The organism is Mycobacterium sp. 050128 (genome assembly GCF_036409155.1).
In the GTDB taxonomy this organism is placed as follows: Bacteria; Actinomycetota; Actinomycetes; order Mycobacteriales; family Mycobacteriaceae; genus Mycobacterium.
On record NZ_JAZGLW010000002.1, the window covers coordinates 456,548 to 471,448 of the forward strand.

Sequence of the window (14,901 nt, forward strand, 5' to 3'; positions counted from 1 at the left end):
GGCGCATACCACCAGGGCCCCCGAGGCGCCTCACACCAAGCTGGTGCGCCTCAGTACGAACGCGACGCCGCCACGCACGAGTTCAAGCGGCTCAACGGATCTCAGACCCGACGTGCCCGTCACGTTGCGGATCAGGCGGTGCGCCACGACGGTGCGCCGGATCCGGCGCGCGGCCACCACCATGACGAAGCTCATCGCGAGCCTGCCTATCGCGACCCGACTGGTGCGTCGTCTCCAGGTCGGCGGCGACGAGCTCGCGCGCCGGCCCGCGTAATAGCCGACGCACGTCGTCGTCGCGAGCGCGCAGACCAGCACCAGAACCGCCATGGTGACGAGCGTCCATTGCCGTGGTCGCGGTCAGGTCACGCGCGGGATACACCTCGGTCAACAACCGTTTAGCCGGCGCGCTCGATGTCGGCTAACGGAAGGTTCAACCTGCCACCGTGGGTGGTGGCTCGGTAGCATCCAAGACGATGGTGCCGCCACGTCGAGGAGAGCACACAATGCCGGTGAACGTCGCTGAGACGGGCCGGCCGCTTTCCGTCGCGATGAAGGAAGGCTCGGCCGAAGAGCACGCCCGGGCGGAGCAGTCGCCGTTCGTGACCGAGTTGCTGGCGGGACGGGTCAACAATCACGGCTACGCCGATTACCTGCTTCGGCTGCGTGTGGTTTATGCCGCCTTGGAGGATGCCGTCCGCAGCCGTCGCGACGATCCGATGGTGGCCGCGGTGTACGACCCCTTGTTGGAGCGCCTGCCGGCCATCGAGGAAGACCTCAAACACTGGAAACCCAACGGCGGCAGCGAGATCCAGTCACCCGCCGCGCAGGCCTACCGCGACCGTATCGAGACGGCCTCGTGGGGCGGAGCGCTGGTGGCCCACCACTACACCCGCTATCTCGGGGACCTCTCCGGCGGCCAGGCCATCGGCAGAATTCTCGACCGCACGTTCTCGCTCGGGGGTGCCGGGTTGGCAATGTACCGATTCCCGGTGCGGCCCAAGCCTTTCAAAGAACGCTATCGGGCTCGCCTCGATGCGCTGCGTCTCGGTCCCGACGCCGTTCGTCGTGCAGTCGACGAGGTCAAGATCGCGTTCGGCCTCAATCAGGCGGTGTTCGACGAATTGTCGGACAACCTGCCGGTCTACCAGCAGTAGGCACCGCGAAAGTTCAGGGACGCCAGAGGGCGACGATCGCGAATTCGGCGCCAAAAATGGGTGCCGAATTTGAATCGCCGACCAATTCAGACTTGGTTGAATCCGCCGTCCGCGGTGAGCGTCGACCCGGTGGTAAAGCTCGACAGATCGCTGGCGAGAAACACCGCGGCGTGGGCGATTTCGACGGGGTCGGCGAAGCGTCCCAACGGGATCGATGCGACACGACCCGCGCGAAACTCTTCGATCGACGCGTTGGGGTCGGTTTGAGCCGCCAGCGCGTCGCTTCCCGGGGTAGCGGTGGAGCCGGCGACGACGACATTGACCCGAATGTTGCGGTAAGCGAGTTCGCTGGCCCAGGTGCGGGCAAACGACCGTACGGCTGCTTTGGTGGCGGCGTAGATGCTGAGCCCGGGGCGGCCGCGGTCGGCGGTGGTGGACCCGGTCAAAATGATCGAAGCGTTGTCGTTGAGTAGCGGCAGCGCCTTTTGGACCGTGTAAACGACGCCTTTGACGTTCGTCGTCAACAGCGTGTCGAGATCGTCATCGCTGATCTCACCCAGGCGGGAGACCCTGGTGGCGCCGGCGTTGGCCACGACGATGTCCAGACCCTTGCCGGCCTCCTCGACCGTGGCGTAGAGGCGGTCGAGGTCCTCGGGCCTCCCGACGTCGCCGCACACGGCGACTGCGCGAGGGCCCAGTTGCATTGCCGCGGAGTCTAATTCGGTTTGGCGCCGACCCGTGATGAACACTCGGTGCACACCTTCGGCTATGAAGCGCTCGGCGGTGGCTAGGCCGATACCCGAGTTGGCACCGGTAACGACAGCGGTCTTGTGGTCGAGCAGTCCCATCGAGGTCTCCTAAGGCAGGGCAGCGCTCTGCGTTGCAACGCGCACGCTGCTGCCGGCCTTCCCGTGCCGGTGCTCCTGCTATTCGGCGTCAATGGCAGCGAGGCGCTCGCTCACCCGAGCCAGCGCCTCGTCGAAGATCTCCACTTTTTCGCCGCGCTTTTCGTTGGCGGGCTGCGCGGCCCCGCGGGCGCCTTCGGCCTCGACCCGAGCCGCACCCTGACGCCGCAACAGGCTGAAGTTCTTCTCACGCGCTTGCCGGAGCCTGGTCTGTAAGTCCTTCAGCGACTGCTCGTCCATGCGCTGGAGAACCTCGGGATGACTCTCGCCGATCAACGTGCTTTCCTGCTGGGTCAGGTTCACATGGTGGGTGCTCACCGTAGATTCATAGCCTGCGCCGCACACCCCGGCGCGTCGAATCGCCAGACGTCATGCCGAACCGTCACCCCGGAGACACTTCACGTTCACATCGTCGGGCGCGGTTATAACAGAGCGGTTGCTCTGTTATGGTGTCGACATGCCTCGCCCCAGGGTGCTCGATCTGTCCCAGTTGATGGATATGGCCGAGCGGCTGGCCGCGGAATCCGGACCTCGTGCCGTCACCATTCGCGCTCTTTCGGAGGCAACGTCGATATCGAATGGGGCGATCTACCACGCATTTGGATCCCGCGCCGGGTTGCTGGGTCACGTATGGCTGCGTGCCGCGAAGCGATATCTCAGCGTCCAACGTACGGCGGTCGCGCAAGCACTGTCGTCCGGCACCTCGCGGGAGCCCGTTGTCGACGCGGTGGTCGCCGCCGCCCGATGTCCCGCGACCTTCTTCAGTCAGGACCCCGTCTCGGCCCGATTCCTGCTCGCGGTGCACCGCGACGACCTCTTCGAATCCGGTGACTTACCCGCCGAGTTGGCCGATGATTTGCGTCGGCTCGATCACGAGCTGGGCGGTTTGCTCATCGAGCTCAGCGAGCGCATGTGGAACAGACGCGACCGCTGCGCGGTGGCCGCCATTCGCGCCTGCGTCGTCGAATTGCCAACTGCGCTGGTGATTCGCGGCCAGGAGCCGCCCGACACCGCGGCGTTGCAACGACTCGAGGTCGCCGTGCGTGCGGTGCTGACGCTAACACCCCCGATCAAGGCATCCACCAAAAAGAAGCAAGGGAACACACCATGACCGTGACGATTGAACGCGATGGGTCGATCGCCATTTTGACCTTGGGAGACGACGAAAACCGTTTCTCACCAGAATGGCTCGATACCGTCGACTCTCGCCTGACGGACATCGAGAACAACGCCGAGGCTCTGGTTACGGTGGGCACCGGCAAGTTCTACTCCAACGGTCTCGACCTCGATTGGCTGTCCGCGAACAGCACTCGCGCCGATTGGTACATCGACGCGGTGCAAGGTCTGCTTGCTCGCCTGCTTACCTTTCCGCGGCCCACGGTCGCAGCGGTCAACGGCCACGCCTTCGGCGCGGGCGCCATGTTGGGCATCGCCCACGACTACCGCGTGATGCGGTCGGACCGCGGCTACTACTGCTTTCCCGAAGTCGACATCAAGATCCCCTTCACCAAGGGCATGGCGGCACTGGTGCAAGCCAAACTGTCGCCGCAGACGGCGGTGACGGCCATGACGACCGGCCGCCGTTTTACCGGACCCGATGCACAGGCCGCCGGCCTCGTCGACGACACCGCCTCAGACGGGGAGTTGGTCAGTGCCGCGGTCAACCGGCTGCAGCCGCTACTCGGGAAAGACCGCGGCACCCTCGGAGCGATCAAAACGACGATGTACGCCTCGGTCACCGCGGCCCTGCGCCCGGTGGGCGACTAACGCCAGCGCTACCGCATGCAGGGCCAGACGAAGACCCAACCAATGGAGTAGTGGACTACTCGTGCCGTCGCGCACGATCTGGCGTGACAATTCTCTAACCGAAAGTAGATGCCAAGAGCAAGAGCGCTATGTGCGCACAGGCCGGGTTGCGTACCCAATGTCGTTGTGCGCGAGAAGCTCTGCGTTTTGGAGGTAGAGCGATGTTGGGAATCGGTGGACACAAAGGAAACGGCCCGGGCGACTCCGTGGCGACGGCGGCCAAGATAACGGGACTCTTCGCGCTGTGTGCGGCCATTATCACCGCGATCCCGCCGTCCATCAATTTGCTCAGCAGCGACAAGCAACCGCCGTTGCTGACAAACACGGCGCCGACGACCACCACGTTGCTCAAAGTGCCGGATAGCGGGCTCACGTTCGGTCCGCTCAAGAACGGGAAACTTCCCGTGTCGGGCTCTGCCCAAAAAGACGTCGTCGGCATGTACGTGATGATCGGTCCGAAGCCGCCGGGTGGCTACGACACCGGCTGCGGGGTTGTAACCGACGGGCGGTGGCAAGTCGAGGTCCCCACCGATTCATCGTGGCCGAAATACCCATTGATGACCGTCCCCGCCTATGGATCCTGCGCCGGTGCCGGAAGCGCGACTGGCCTCAACTTCACTTTCCAGGGCACCGGAACGACCACGCCGACACCACCGCCGGGTCAAATATTGGATTGCACCAAACAAAACGGCCCCAGCTGCCTTACCGGCCCGGGCTTCGGACCGCCGACGGTCTACCAGCCGAATCAATGACGACGTCTGACGTGCTACTCGGTTGTGATTCCCGCCAATTCCCTTGCCACCGCGTCGAATGCGTGCAGCGTGTCCCACAGCATCTGCGGATCCCCGGCATCCGGCTGAGTGGATAGCTTGGCGGCGACCAGCTCGGCGCCCCGGTTGACGTAGATCATCTGGCCACACATTCCCTGGCACAACACAATGTTGTTGCCCGGGTAGGGAAACCACACTTGATTGCGGTACATGCCGCCGGGCATTTGGGTGTCGTCGGGGCTGGCGGCAAACGCTTCACGTGAGTCCGGACCGCCGTCGATTGTGTCGGCGATCCAGGCGGCCGGCACCACAGTCTGTCCGGTCAACGAGACACCGTCGTGCAAGAACAGCGACCCGAACCGGATCATGTCCGTAAGACAGGCGTTGATGCCGCCGTCGAAGAATCCGGTACCGGCGGCGTCGACGGCGATGGTGGCATCGCATTGGGCGCCAATGCGGCTCCACACCAACTCTGACATCAGCCCGGGCATCCGCTGGGCACCGGCCACTTCGCAGATCCAACCGAGCACATCGGTTTCACACGAGCGATATTCGAACGGGCCGCCGTGCGCCGACTTCTGCTGCAGGGTCAGCAGGAAGTCGCGCAGCGTGGACGGGACGTCGGAGCTGCTCGTGGGTGCCCATCCCATCGCCTGATCGAGAACGTGGATCTCCGCGGTCGGGTGAAGGTAGTTGTCCGAGAACGCGATACCGGACCTCATGTCCAGCAGGTGGCGCACCGTCGCTCCGGCGTAACCGCAGTTCTCAAGGGCAGGAACGTATTTCGTGACCGGCGCGTCCAGCTCGATCGCACCGGCGCTGTGCAACGCGCCAACCACCGCACCCACCAGCGACTTGCTCACCGAGAACAGCAGGTGCCGGGTCTCGGCACCCATACCGTCGAGGTACTCCTCGGCCACGATCGTCCCGCGGTGGGCGACGGCCCACCCGTCGGTAGCGGTGCCGGCCATCACCGCGCCCACGGTGGTGGCCGTCCCCTCGGTGCTGGTCACCGGGATCTCGGCGATCGGGGCACCGGCTGCGGGCAACACCGCAACCGGTCCGTCCCCGCGCGAGATCACCGCGGTCGGCACGAAGTCTTCGATGTGCTGGAACGACCAATGCGCATACGGCGGCGACAGCCAATTGTCCAGCGAAATACCGGCCGGGCGGCTCACGCTCGTGCGACGAGCCGCGAGACGATCGGCGCGGCCGGCGTCAGGGGCGTCGAGACGAACTTCGCCTTCATCCCCTTGACCCAGCGTTGGCAGCGGTCGCTGAGCTGATAGTCGTCGGTCTGCAGGTGTGAGCGCGTGACGAGCACGCCGAGTTGGGCGCCCTCGGACCGTAAGTCGCCGGGCGCCGCGACACGCATGTAAAAGGCCTCGGAGCCGTCGAGCAGCGTGGCCCAGTCGTTGGCGGTGCGCGAAAAGGAGACCCGGCCATCGTCGTCGATGCGCCATACCCCGGTGCGTGGCGTCGCGGTGAAGATCTCCAGATCCGGCGACGTCTCCGTGATGATCACCTGGCCCCAGACCTCGTCCTCGCCGTAACCGCGCTCCCAGCGCGCGTTGATGTCGTCGATGTCGAGCTCGTAGTCCACGTCCATGTACTCGAGCAGATGAAAGAGGAACAGCGGCATGTCGGCGTACGCCTCGGTGGTCAGGTTCGTCATCGGGCTGGCGCCAGACAGACGCGGATTCACCTCGCCGAGGTACAGCTCGTCGGAGTCGAGGTCATGCAGAAGATCGACCTCGAAGTAGCCCAGGTAACCCTCCCGGCGCATGACGTCGCCCAGCTTGGTCACCATTTCTCGCGCGGCGTGGGTCTGGGCAGGCGGCAGCACCTCGTGCCAGATGTCATTGCCACACCAGCTGCCCCGGCTCGGAGTGAGCTCCGAATAACCGACGAGGCTCGTCATCGCGGGGCCGACCACGGTGCCATGGCGGGTGACGGCGCCCTCGAGGCACACCTCGACGTTGCGGATGCGCTTCATGACTTTGAGTTCCTGGCCGACCATGTCGCCGCCGTGCTCGTCCCAGTCACGCTGACCGTGCACAAAGAACGTCCCGCTGCCGGCGTTGCCGTAGGCGATCGAGATGACCAGGTCGTCTCCTAATCCGGCGTCTTGTGCGAGCGCCAGCAGTTCGTCGTAGGAGCCGGCCCGCCCGATCGTGTTGGGCACGCTAGGTATGCCCGCCTCGTTGGCCAGGCGCGTCATGACGATCTTGGAGCCCAGGCGATTGCGCAACTCGATCGGCGGGTGCATGACCTCGAGACCCGCCTGTCGTGCGAGGCCCTGGATTTCCTCGTTCATCATCACAAAGCAACATTTGCCGCCGGGACCTTTACCCCCGATGAAGTCGAGCGTTTCAGGATCGGACAGCAGGTGACTGCACACCTCGTCCATCGAATCGAAATCACGGCGGTCGCGTCGCCGAGGCACGAACACGCGCGAATGGGTGCCCTCGAAAGAGTCAAAGTAGGTGAGGTAGAAGAAGTTTCGTATCCAGCGGTCAACGCCGAGCAGATTGAACGGAGTCGGCGAGATGAAGTACAGCGGCACCTTGTTCGTGTGAAAGAACGCACGTATGTCGGACAGGCCGTTCAGCACGCGACGCTCGGGCTCCGGCGCCACGATCACGCCTGTCGCGGTGACGTCGAGGCTCGGGCGGCTTCGGTCAACACGGTGTGCTCACGTATCTGCATGCCCCCCAGTGTGCCCGCGCCACTGGCCGTGCGCAGCGTCTCGGAGCATCCGGGTTCTGGCATCGTCTGTCTCAGGGCGAGAGCTGGACATGGCCCCCCGGCGGCCGCGGCGACGGGGGAGGTTGCGGCGGCGGCGGCGGCGGTGGAGGCGGCGGCGGAGCCTGAGGCGGAGGCGCATCCGGTGCCGGTGCGGGTCCTTGTTCTTGCGGTGCGGGTGCTTGCGGTTTAGGGACTTGCGGCTGTTGTGCTCGCGGTGGCGGCGCCGCCACGGGTGGCTCGAGCGGTCTGGCCGTCGGTGCCGGGATGCCTGGCGGCGGGTCCGGTGTGATGTCCCCCAAGGGAGCCGGCCGGATCAGTCCGGTGAGCAGCAAGCCGCGCTCGCCATATGACGAAATAATTGCCGAATGAGCCCCGTTCGGCACGCTCGCGACGGCCCAGTGCATCGGCCCGCTGGTCGCACCGGCCACACTCGAGCCGATCAGGGCGGCGATCACCACAACCAGAGCGGGTATCGGCCGCCGGCCGATAGCCATCGCGCTGAACGGCCCCATCTCGCGACGGTTCGATTCGGTCATACCCCTGCGCGACCGTCGCGCCCCTCCCCTCATCTGCGAGTGCGCGCGAAAGCCGAGTGGTGATTCACGGTTATAGCCAGTTACGATTTCCATCATTGCAGGCGCTGGTTGCCTCCATTGTTACCGGTTGGTGTCGATCTAATGAGACGCCGCGCAGGTGACACCGACGAAGCGGGAAACTTGCCGTGCGCATCCACATCACCAGGGTTGCAGGCGCTGTGGTTAGCGCGTCGGCGTTGCTTGCCGCCGCAATCACGTGTGCCGGCGCGGCGGGCGCCGACGCGCAGGAAGATCAGTTTGTGGCGACGCTCGCGCAGCTACAGATTCCCGTCATCGACAACGTGCCCGGGCTGGTCTACCGGGCTCGCGAAATCTGCGGCGAACTCGATCGCGGCGGGTCGTTCCAGTCCGTCGTAGACGAGGAGACGAACACGACGTACGCGGGCAGTCCGTCCTTACACCTGGTTCCCGATCGCGTGACCCGCACCGCCGTCAAATTCGTCACGGCGTCAGTGACGGTCTACTGCCCTAGCCATCAAGGCCAAATTCCCTAACATATTGTTGCAGCACAATAGGTTTCATACTTGCTGTTGGTTGCGGGCATGAATCAAGGGCCGCCAGCCTCCGAAACTCCCTGTGCCTTGTCATGATTCGTGCAAGCGGCCGCAGCGTAGAGCTGCATTGCATCTCCGGGGATTATCGCTCGACCTCGTCATCGACCGGCCAGCCGACTGCGGCCAACCGCCGCATTACCCGCTCGGTATCTTCGGGCGACGGCATCTCGTCGGTGAGCTTTGTGATTGCGACTCGCACGTCTGTGCCGTCGACCGACTTGTCGCTGCCGGAGATCACCGCCGCGGCGACAGCGATGACATCGTCGTCGGAAAGGCGGCGACGAAGCAGGGCGAGTAGCGGCACGTAGTCGCGGGTCGGAATACCTTCTGGGTAGCCGGCACGCAGGAAACCAACAGCCCGCATCACCACATCCGACAGCGACATCGACTCCCCCGCTCTTCGACTCCCTGGGTTAACAACCCTTGCTCGTCCCGCCACCAGCAGGGAACCCCTTTCACCCATCAGAAACAGCCTGTTAATAGTTTGTCCGACGGGGCCACCGTTTGTACTCGTCCGCTTAAGGTTGCGACATGCGCACAGCGTTCCATGAGCAGCTCGATTCGCTCAGCGAAACACTGAGCGAGATGTGCGGCCTGGCAGGTGAGGCGATGGAGGGGGCGACTCACGCACTACTACAGGCGGATCTGACGATGGCCGAAGCTGTGATCGCCAGCCACGCGCGCCTTGCCCAGATGCGAAGTGAGGCCGAGGAGGCCGCATTTGTGTTGCTGGCTCTACAAGCGCCCGTCGCAAGCGATCTACGAACCGTGGTCGGGTCCATGCAGAGCGTCGCGGATGCCGAGCGGATGGGAGGCTTGGCGCTGCACGTCGCCAGGATCGCGCGCCGCCGCCACCCAGACCGCGCACTACCTAAAGAAGTGACCGGCGACTTCGCCGAGATGGGCCGGATTGCGGTGGATTTGGGCCGAAGCGCAAGAGATGTCGTGCTCTCACGCGATCCGGAGCAGGCCGCACAGATCAGCCGGGATGACGAAGAGATGAACCGGCTTCACCAACACCTATTCACCGTCCTCAAAGAGAAAGACTGGCCGCACGGCGTATCGACCGCCGTCGATGTCACTCTGTTAGGTCGCTTTTACGAGCGCTTCGCCGACCACGCCGTCGAAATCGGACGTCGTGTCATATTTCAGGCAACCGGAGAGGCCCCCGGTGAATGACGGCTTACCGCACCCCAGTCGAGTCTGCTTGCACGACAGTCGATTTAGAGCGCGGACGGTCGCGTCGGATCGTAGGTGACCCTGTTCGCCGACTCAACGTCCGGACGCGCCCGGTTTTCTGGCCCTTCAGGATTTCGTCGATGACAGAATAAACTCGGCTGCACGGTTTCCGGCCGCCGATCGTTGTTCAGCAAAGGGGAGCTCGAGCGGATGGATCGCCCAAACAAGGGGATCAGCCGACGCGGATTGATTTTCGCGGTCGCGGGCGCCATCGCGCTCACCGCGGTGAACCAGCCGACGCAAGCGGCGGCGATTATGCAGAAGTCGTCCCCCGGCCCGGTGGGGCCCGCGGAGCGCGCGGACCTGGCGGAGCGGGCTGTCATGGAGCGGCACGTGCACACGCTTTGGTGGCAGTCGGGGATGCAACTGGGCACGCTGCACTGGCCGTCGTCCCTGTTCGACCAATTGTTGTTGTTCCGTTGGTGTTACTGGTGGCAGGCGCACCTGCTGGACTGCGCAGTGGATGCCGCGTACCGCGCGCGCACCACCGAACGCATCGACCGCATCGGCGCCATCGCGCGCGGCATTCACACCCGCAATCTCGCCACCTGGACCAACTCCTACTGCGACGACATGTCGTGGCTGGTGCTGGCGCTCGAACGCGCCGACAGGCTGCTCGGCGTCCGATTCGACGACGCCATTCCGAAGCTGCGGACCGCGCTGCTCGACGGCTGGAACCCGGCCGTCGGCGCGGTGCCCTGGAAGATCGGCCACGATTACTACAGCACCTCCGGGATCGGTCCGACCGGCATCGCGATGGCGCGCCTGGGCAACCTGTCCCGCGCCGAGCGGCTCGCCGATTACCTGCACACCCGGTTGCGCGACAGCCAAAGCGGCCTCATCTTCGACGGCGTGCACGAACCCAGCGGGCGGATGGATCGCTCCCTGCTGACCTACTGTCAGGGCGTGGCCATCGGCCTGGAGACCGAATTAGCGCTGCGCACAAACGATTCGATCCATCGTGACCGCGCGGCAGCGCTCGTCGCCCGTACCGCCGACAGGCTGGCCGACGGGGGTGTGATCGCCGGGTGCGCCGGGAACGACTCCGGGCTGTTCATGGGCATCCTCGCCAGGTATCTCGCTCAGACCGCGCTGGCCCTGGGCGACACCACCGCCGCGCAGCTCGTGCACGCCTCGGCGCGGGCCGCCTGGGACAACCGCGCCGAAGTGGACGGCCTGCCACTGTTCGGTGCGCATTGGAACCGCCCGGTCACCGCGCCGGCTGGTCTGGAAACCTTTACCCAGCTTGCGGACTCGTCGCACGCGTCCCCGCCGAACCCGGGCCGCGATCTCTCGATACAGCTGAGCGCGTGGATGCTGCTCGAGGCGGATTACCAGCTCACCGCCGCGGGGCACTGAGCCCGCGGCGGCTCCGAGTGGCGCATCCTCAGTGCCCGCTCAGCGTCAGCGTTCCCTTCGTTTGAAGCACTTTGCTGGCGATGATTTTCTCGGTCTTACGCGCCTCGCGCTCCAGATAGCGCTGCTTGGATTCGTCGAATTTGTCGGAGGCTTCTTCGAGTTCCTTGACCAGCAAGGCGAGGTCGTCACGCATCCTTGCGGCCTCGCCGGTGAAGTCTTCCCGTTCGAAGATGCGCCACTTCTTGAGCACGGGCATGACCACCTCGTTGAGATGGATGCGCGGGTCGTAAACACCGCCAACGGCGATGATTACCGCCTTGCGCCGAAACTCCGGGACCGTGAACCCGGGCATCTTGAAGTTGCGCAGGATTCGGTGCACCGATTTCATCGCTTGATTGGGCGCGATGTCCAGACCTGCCGCGCTGACATCCCGATAAAAGATCATGTGCAGGTTCTCGTCGTGCGACACCCTGGCCATCAACTGTTCTGCGATCGTGTCATTGCTGACTTTGCCCGTGTTGCGGTGCGAGACGCGGGTGGCCAATTCTTGAAACGAGACATACATGACGGAATCAAACAAGCTCTCAGCAAACGTATCGCCCTGCCGATTCTGGCCGGGGCTGAAGCCCCGCGTCATTTGCTCCATGCGGAGCTTTTCCAGCTCTACCGGGTCGACGGAGCGGGTGACCACCAGGTAGTCGCGGAGCGCCGTGCTGTGCCTGGCCTCTTCCGCGGTCCACCGATTCACCCATTGCCCCCACGGGCCGTCCATGCTGAAGTTCATCGCGATCTCACGGTGATAGGACGGTAAATTGTCCTCGGTCAGCAGGTTTTGCACCATCGCCACCTGGGCGACGTCAGGCAATCGGGTCTGTCCAGGCTCCCAATCTTGGCCGTCCAGCGCATAGAAATTTCTGCCATCCGACCAGGGCACGTAATCGTGCGGATTCCATTCCTTGAACATCGACAGGTGGCGGTTGAATAGCTGTTCAACGACCGGTTCAAGTTCGCGGAGTAGCTGCACGTTCGTCAGGTCCTTGGACACGAAACCTCCTCAGTTATCTATCTATCGCTGGCGCAATGTACATGTGTCATGCGGTTACATTAAGATTGCACACGCGCGGATGAAGGAAATAGGGTCCAAAGTCCTTACGACCAGAACAGTGAGCAGACGGCCACTGCCGCAGTCACTTTCGGCCCCGGGAGGAGTCGCTTCTCGCCCGTCTCGGCGAATTCGGCCTCATGGCCGCGCCGGTGGAATGTGGTGCGGAGCGGTGCGATGAGCAAGGGTGAGGTCATGACCGGTCCGGAGAGCGGGGCTGCGGCGGCGACCGTCGAGAGTAAAGGCCTCCGGGGCGGTGCACTCGGGCTGCTCTCCAGCGTGGTCGTCGGGTTGGCGTCCATGGCGCCGGCCTATAGCCTCGCCGCGACGCTGGGTCTGATCGTAGCCAGTGGCGGCGCCCAACTCTGCGGCGTCAAAGCCCCAGCCGTCGTGCTCATTTCATTCATCCCGATGTACTTGATCGCCACCGCCTACCAGGAACTCAACAGGGCCATACCGGACTGCGGCACCACGTTCACCTGGTCGTCGCGGGCATTTGGACCCATCGTCGGCTGGCTGGGCGGCTGGGGCATCATCGCGGCAGAAGTGATCGTGATGGCCAACCTGGCCGAGATCTCCGCGGATTATTCGTTCAGATTCGCCGCAGACCTGGGCTGGCTTTCGCTCGCGGACGTGACCAACGACAGGGTCTGGCCGACGGTGGTAGGCGTCTTCTGGATCGTGACGATGACCTATATCTGCTACCGCGGAACCCAGGTCTCGGCCAGAGTGCTGCACGCGCTGCTGGCCTTTCAGATCGTGGTGCTGGTCGCCTTTTCGGTGGTCGCACTGGTCAAGACGTATTCTCTTGACGCCCAAGGGGTTTCGCTGCACCCATCGCTGTCCTGGTTCTGGCCCGGCGGTCTTGATTTCGGGTCGACCATCGCCCCAGCAGCCCTGATGGCGATCTTCATGTACTGGGGCTGGGACACCGCCGTGGCATGCAACGAGGAATCCGACGACCCCAGCCGCACACCTGGCCGCGCCGCCATCATCTCGGCTCTGCTGCTGCTGGCGACCTACACCCTGGTGACCGTGTCGGCCATCGCGTTCGCCGGTGTCGGGACCCAGGGCATCGGGCTGAGCAACCCCCACAACTCGAAAGACAGCTTCGCAGCCATCGGCCCAGCACTGTTCGGCAACGGCGTCCCCGGAAGGATCGCACTGCTGTTGCTCGCGACGTCGATCCTGACGTCGGCCCTGGCGTCGACGCAGACGACAATCTTGAAGACGGCGCGCACCACCCTATCGATGGGCGTGTTCAAGGCGCTGCCGGAGTCGTTCGCCAAGACCCACCATCGCTACCTCACGCCGACCACCTCCACCGTCGCGGTCGGCGTCGTGTCCATCCTTTTCTACGTCCTTTTCACACTCATCAGCGAGAACCTGCTCGCCGCGCTGATCGGATCGGTGGGGCTGATGATCGCGTTTTACTACGGGCTCACCGGATTTGCGTGCGCGTGGTACTACCGCAACACCCTGACCAGATCGGTGCGAAATCTTGTGGCGCGCGGCGTCGTCCCGTTGCTGGGCGGCGTGACGCTACTGATCGTGCTCATCTACGGGCTCAACCAGTACGCCCGGCCCGAGTGGCTGACCGACGACAACGGCAACAACATCACGATCCTCGGAGTCGGCGCCGTCGCGGCGGTCGGCATCGGCGCGATGCTGCTGGGATCGATCCTGATGGTGATGTGGTGGGCGATATCCCCGGACTTCTTCCGCGGCCGCACCATGACGCGCGGCAGCACCGCAGCGGATTCCGGCGGGGAGGTCGCTCAAGCGGGAGGCCCTTGAGTTTGCCGGGCTGATATCGCAAGTTCCTCAGGCGATCTGTTGCCTAGCCTGTGGTGTCCAACCCGTCTATTCGGTCCTCGTCCGGCGACCTGCGGTCCATCCGCTGCGCGGGCTCGCCAACTCATGGGACCAACGGCCCTAGCCCCAAGGTGTGCTAACGCGCACGCTCACTTCGTGCGGTGAAGTTGAGACGGCCGTCTCGAAGCTGCAGCTGCGGCGCATAGTTCGACCACCCGGGTAGGAGGAGATTATGGGGGAATTACGGCAATTGGACCTGGTGTCCACATACATGCAAGCGCCCGTGCTAGGCGCCCACACTATCTCGCTTCGGCTCGACGAGTCAGAAGCAGGGCATATGAACGGCCAGCTCACTCTTGACCCGAATACTTGCACTCTCGACGGCTGGGGTGACCACGGCGGATGCACCAAGATGGCCGTTATGCGTCGAGATGCGACGGCGACAGCGATGAAAGCTCTTGACCCCCAAGGCCATAACCGAGTCCTGTGGGTTCTGGACGCTCGCGGAGCATCAACGGACGATGTCAAGCTGATCGAGTACCCGCAAGCAAACCTGTGGTACTTGACAGTGGGTGAGGCGTCGGTGGTGCCACTTTTTGATTCCCGGCTCTTCGCTGCCGATCCAGCGGGCACCATCCAGATGCGTTACGGCATGCCGCTTCGGGATCTCACCCAGCGTGGCGATGTCAATGAAATGCGAGCCGAGGCTGAGGTCGTTCGAAACGCGTTGGGCGCGCTAGATGCACATCCCGAGCTCGGTCAAGCCTGCGCACTTGACGCCGGCCACGTCGCCGATGTTCGCGCTGCCCTGGCAGACCTCGACGACGCGCTGGCGAATCTGAAGGATTGACGC

15 protein-coding genes and 2 pseudogenes are annotated in these 14,901 nt (G+C 64.2%); 9 read left to right on the forward strand and 8 right to left on the reverse strand.

Going from position 1 to position 14,901, the window contains the following annotated elements; genetic code table 11:
- Positions 1-30: 30 nt before the first annotated feature.
- A complete protein-coding gene (locus SKC41_RS19540) occupies positions 31-327 on the reverse strand; it encodes a hypothetical protein (protein WP_330979325.1) in 297 nt (98 codons plus the stop codon).
- A gap of 176 nt (positions 328-503) precedes the next feature.
- On the opposite strand from SKC41_RS19540, the gene SKC41_RS19545 reads away from it, so the two are divergent.
- The gene (locus SKC41_RS19545) at positions 504-1,154 is read left to right on the forward strand and encodes a biliverdin-producing heme oxygenase (protein ID WP_330979326.1); all 651 of its coding nucleotides are present in this window, start codon (positions 504-506) and stop codon (positions 1,152-1,154) included.
- Between the two features lie 86 nt (positions 1,155-1,240).
- Here SKC41_RS19545 and SKC41_RS19550 read toward each other — a convergent pair whose 3' ends face one another.
- Together SKC41_RS19550 and SKC41_RS19555 are read right to left on the reverse strand one after the other, a co-directional pair.
- Positions 1,241-2,002, reverse strand: coding sequence for an SDR family NAD(P)-dependent oxidoreductase (locus SKC41_RS19550; protein ID WP_330979327.1), 762 nt, complete (start codon positions 2,000-2,002; stop codon positions 1,241-1,243).
- 78 nt (positions 2,003-2,080) lie between these two features.
- Positions 2,081-2,377 carry a hypothetical protein gene (locus SKC41_RS19555; RefSeq protein ID WP_330979328.1) on the reverse strand — a complete coding sequence of 99 codons (297 nt, stop codon included), beginning with the start codon at positions 2,375-2,377 and terminating at the stop codon, positions 2,081-2,083.
- 154 nt (positions 2,378-2,531) lie between these two features.
- Between SKC41_RS19555 and SKC41_RS19560 the strand changes: the two genes are divergently transcribed.
- From SKC41_RS19560 to SKC41_RS19570, 3 genes are all read left to right on the forward strand, one after another.
- Positions 2,532-3,170 (forward strand): TetR/AcrR family transcriptional regulator, encoded by a 639-nt coding sequence (locus SKC41_RS19560; RefSeq protein ID WP_330979566.1) that lies wholly within the window; start codon positions 2,532-2,534, stop codon positions 3,168-3,170.
- On the forward strand, positions 3,167-3,826 hold the full coding sequence (locus SKC41_RS19565; protein WP_330979329.1) for an enoyl-CoA hydratase-related protein: 660 nt from the start codon (positions 3,167-3,169) through the stop codon (positions 3,824-3,826). Before SKC41_RS19560 ends, SKC41_RS19565 begins: the two co-directional genes overlap by 4 nt.
- A 200-nt stretch (positions 3,827-4,026) precedes the next feature.
- Positions 4,027-4,617 (forward strand): hypothetical protein, encoded by a 591-nt coding sequence (locus tag SKC41_RS19570; RefSeq protein ID WP_330979330.1) that lies wholly within the window; start codon positions 4,027-4,029, stop codon positions 4,615-4,617.
- Here SKC41_RS19570 and SKC41_RS19575 read toward each other — a convergent pair.
- The 3 genes and pseudogenes from SKC41_RS19575 to SKC41_RS19585 all read right to left on the reverse strand — a co-directional run bounded on the left by SKC41_RS19575 (position 4,568) and on the right by SKC41_RS19585 (position 7,919).
- A pseudogene (locus SKC41_RS19575) lies at positions 4,568-5,813 on the reverse strand (serine hydrolase domain-containing protein). The gene SKC41_RS19570 and the pseudogene SKC41_RS19575 sit on opposite strands and share 50 nt — an antisense overlap.
- Entirely contained in the window at positions 5,810-7,279 is a 1,470-nt protein-coding gene (locus SKC41_RS19580; protein ID WP_330979331.1) for a biotin carboxylase, read from the reverse strand. The pseudogene SKC41_RS19575 and the gene SKC41_RS19580 overlap by 4 nt, the downstream one beginning before the upstream one ends.
- Before the next feature lie 136 nt (positions 7,280-7,415).
- Positions 7,416-7,919 carry a hypothetical protein gene (locus SKC41_RS19585; RefSeq protein ID WP_330979332.1) on the reverse strand — a complete coding sequence of 168 codons (504 nt, stop codon included), beginning with the start codon at positions 7,917-7,919 and terminating at the stop codon, positions 7,416-7,418.
- 218 nt (positions 7,920-8,137) lie between these two features.
- Here SKC41_RS19585 and SKC41_RS19590 point away from each other — a divergent pair, with 218 nt between their 5' ends.
- Positions 8,138-8,473, forward strand: a complete 336-nt coding sequence (locus SKC41_RS19590) for a DUF732 domain-containing protein (protein ID WP_330979333.1) — start codon at positions 8,138-8,140, stop codon at positions 8,471-8,473.
- 142 nt (positions 8,474-8,615) lie between these two features.
- Here SKC41_RS19590 and SKC41_RS19595 read toward each other — a convergent pair whose 3' ends face one another.
- On the reverse strand, positions 8,616-8,918 hold the full coding sequence (locus SKC41_RS19595) for a DUF3349 domain-containing protein (RefSeq protein ID WP_330979334.1): 303 nt from the start codon (positions 8,916-8,918) through the stop codon (positions 8,616-8,618).
- 146 nt (positions 8,919-9,064) lie between these two features.
- On the opposite strand from SKC41_RS19595, the gene phoU reads away from it, so the two are divergent.
- Together phoU and SKC41_RS19605 are read left to right on the forward strand one after the other, a co-directional pair.
- Entirely contained in the window at positions 9,065-9,712 is a 648-nt protein-coding gene (phoU, locus tag SKC41_RS19600) for a phosphate signaling complex protein PhoU (protein WP_330979335.1), read from the forward strand.
- Between the two features lie 210 nt (positions 9,713-9,922).
- Positions 9,923-11,131: a glycoside hydrolase family 76 protein gene (locus SKC41_RS19605; RefSeq protein ID WP_330979336.1), complete on the forward strand. Its 1,209-nt coding sequence runs from the start codon at positions 9,923-9,925 to the stop codon at positions 11,129-11,131.
- Between the two features lie 28 nt (positions 11,132-11,159).
- Here SKC41_RS19605 and SKC41_RS19610 read toward each other — a convergent pair whose 3' ends face one another.
- Positions 11,160-12,176, reverse strand: a complete 1,017-nt coding sequence (locus SKC41_RS19610; protein ID WP_330979337.1) for an acyl-ACP desaturase — start codon at positions 12,174-12,176, stop codon at positions 11,160-11,162.
- Between the two features lie 234 nt (positions 12,177-12,410).
- Between SKC41_RS19610 and SKC41_RS19615 the strand changes: the two are divergent.
- Both SKC41_RS19615 and SKC41_RS19620 read left to right on the forward strand, forming a co-directional pair.
- Positions 12,411-13,982 (forward strand): annotated as a pseudogene (locus SKC41_RS19615) (APC family permease); the annotation flags it as partial.
- 514 nt (positions 13,983-14,496) lie between these two features.
- On the forward strand, positions 14,497-14,898 hold the full coding sequence (locus SKC41_RS19620; RefSeq protein ID WP_330979338.1) for a hypothetical protein: 402 nt from the start codon (positions 14,497-14,499) through the stop codon (positions 14,896-14,898).
- Positions 14,899-14,901 lie beyond the last annotated feature (3 nt).

Bases quoted from the DNA above. Each gene is read 5' to 3' on its own strand.
- SKC41_RS19605 (WP_330979336.1), top strand. From the start codon at position 9,923: ATGGATCGCCCAAACAAGGGGATCAGCCGACGCGGATTGATTTTCGCG.
- SKC41_RS19570 (WP_330979330.1), top strand. From the start codon at position 4,027: ATGTTGGGAATCGGTGGACACAAAGGAAACGGCCCGGGCGACTCCGTG.
- SKC41_RS19565 (WP_330979329.1), top strand. From the start codon at position 3,167: ATGACCGTGACGATTGAACGCGATGGGTCGATCGCCATTTTGACCTTG.
- phoU (WP_330979335.1), top strand. From the start codon at position 9,065: ATGCGCACAGCGTTCCATGAGCAGCTCGATTCGCTCAGCGAAACACTG.
- SKC41_RS19595 (WP_330979334.1), bottom strand. From the start codon at position 8,918: ATGTCGCTGTCGGATGTGGTGATGCGGGCTGTTGGTTTCCTGCGTGCC.
- SKC41_RS19620 (WP_330979338.1), top strand. From the start codon at position 14,497: ATGAAAGCTCTTGACCCCCAAGGCCATAACCGAGTCCTGTGGGTTCTG.
- SKC41_RS19585 (WP_330979332.1), bottom strand. From the start codon at position 7,919: ATGACCGAATCGAACCGTCGCGAGATGGGGCCGTTCAGCGCGATGGCT.
- SKC41_RS19540 (WP_330979325.1), bottom strand. From the start codon at position 327: ATGGCGGTTCTGGTGCTGGTCTGCGCGCTCGCGACGACGACGTGCGTC.
- SKC41_RS19550 (WP_330979327.1), bottom strand. From the start codon at position 2,002: ATGGGACTGCTCGACCACAAGACCGCTGTCGTTACCGGTGCCAACTCG.
- SKC41_RS19545 (WP_330979326.1), top strand. From the start codon at position 504: ATGCCGGTGAACGTCGCTGAGACGGGCCGGCCGCTTTCCGTCGCGATG.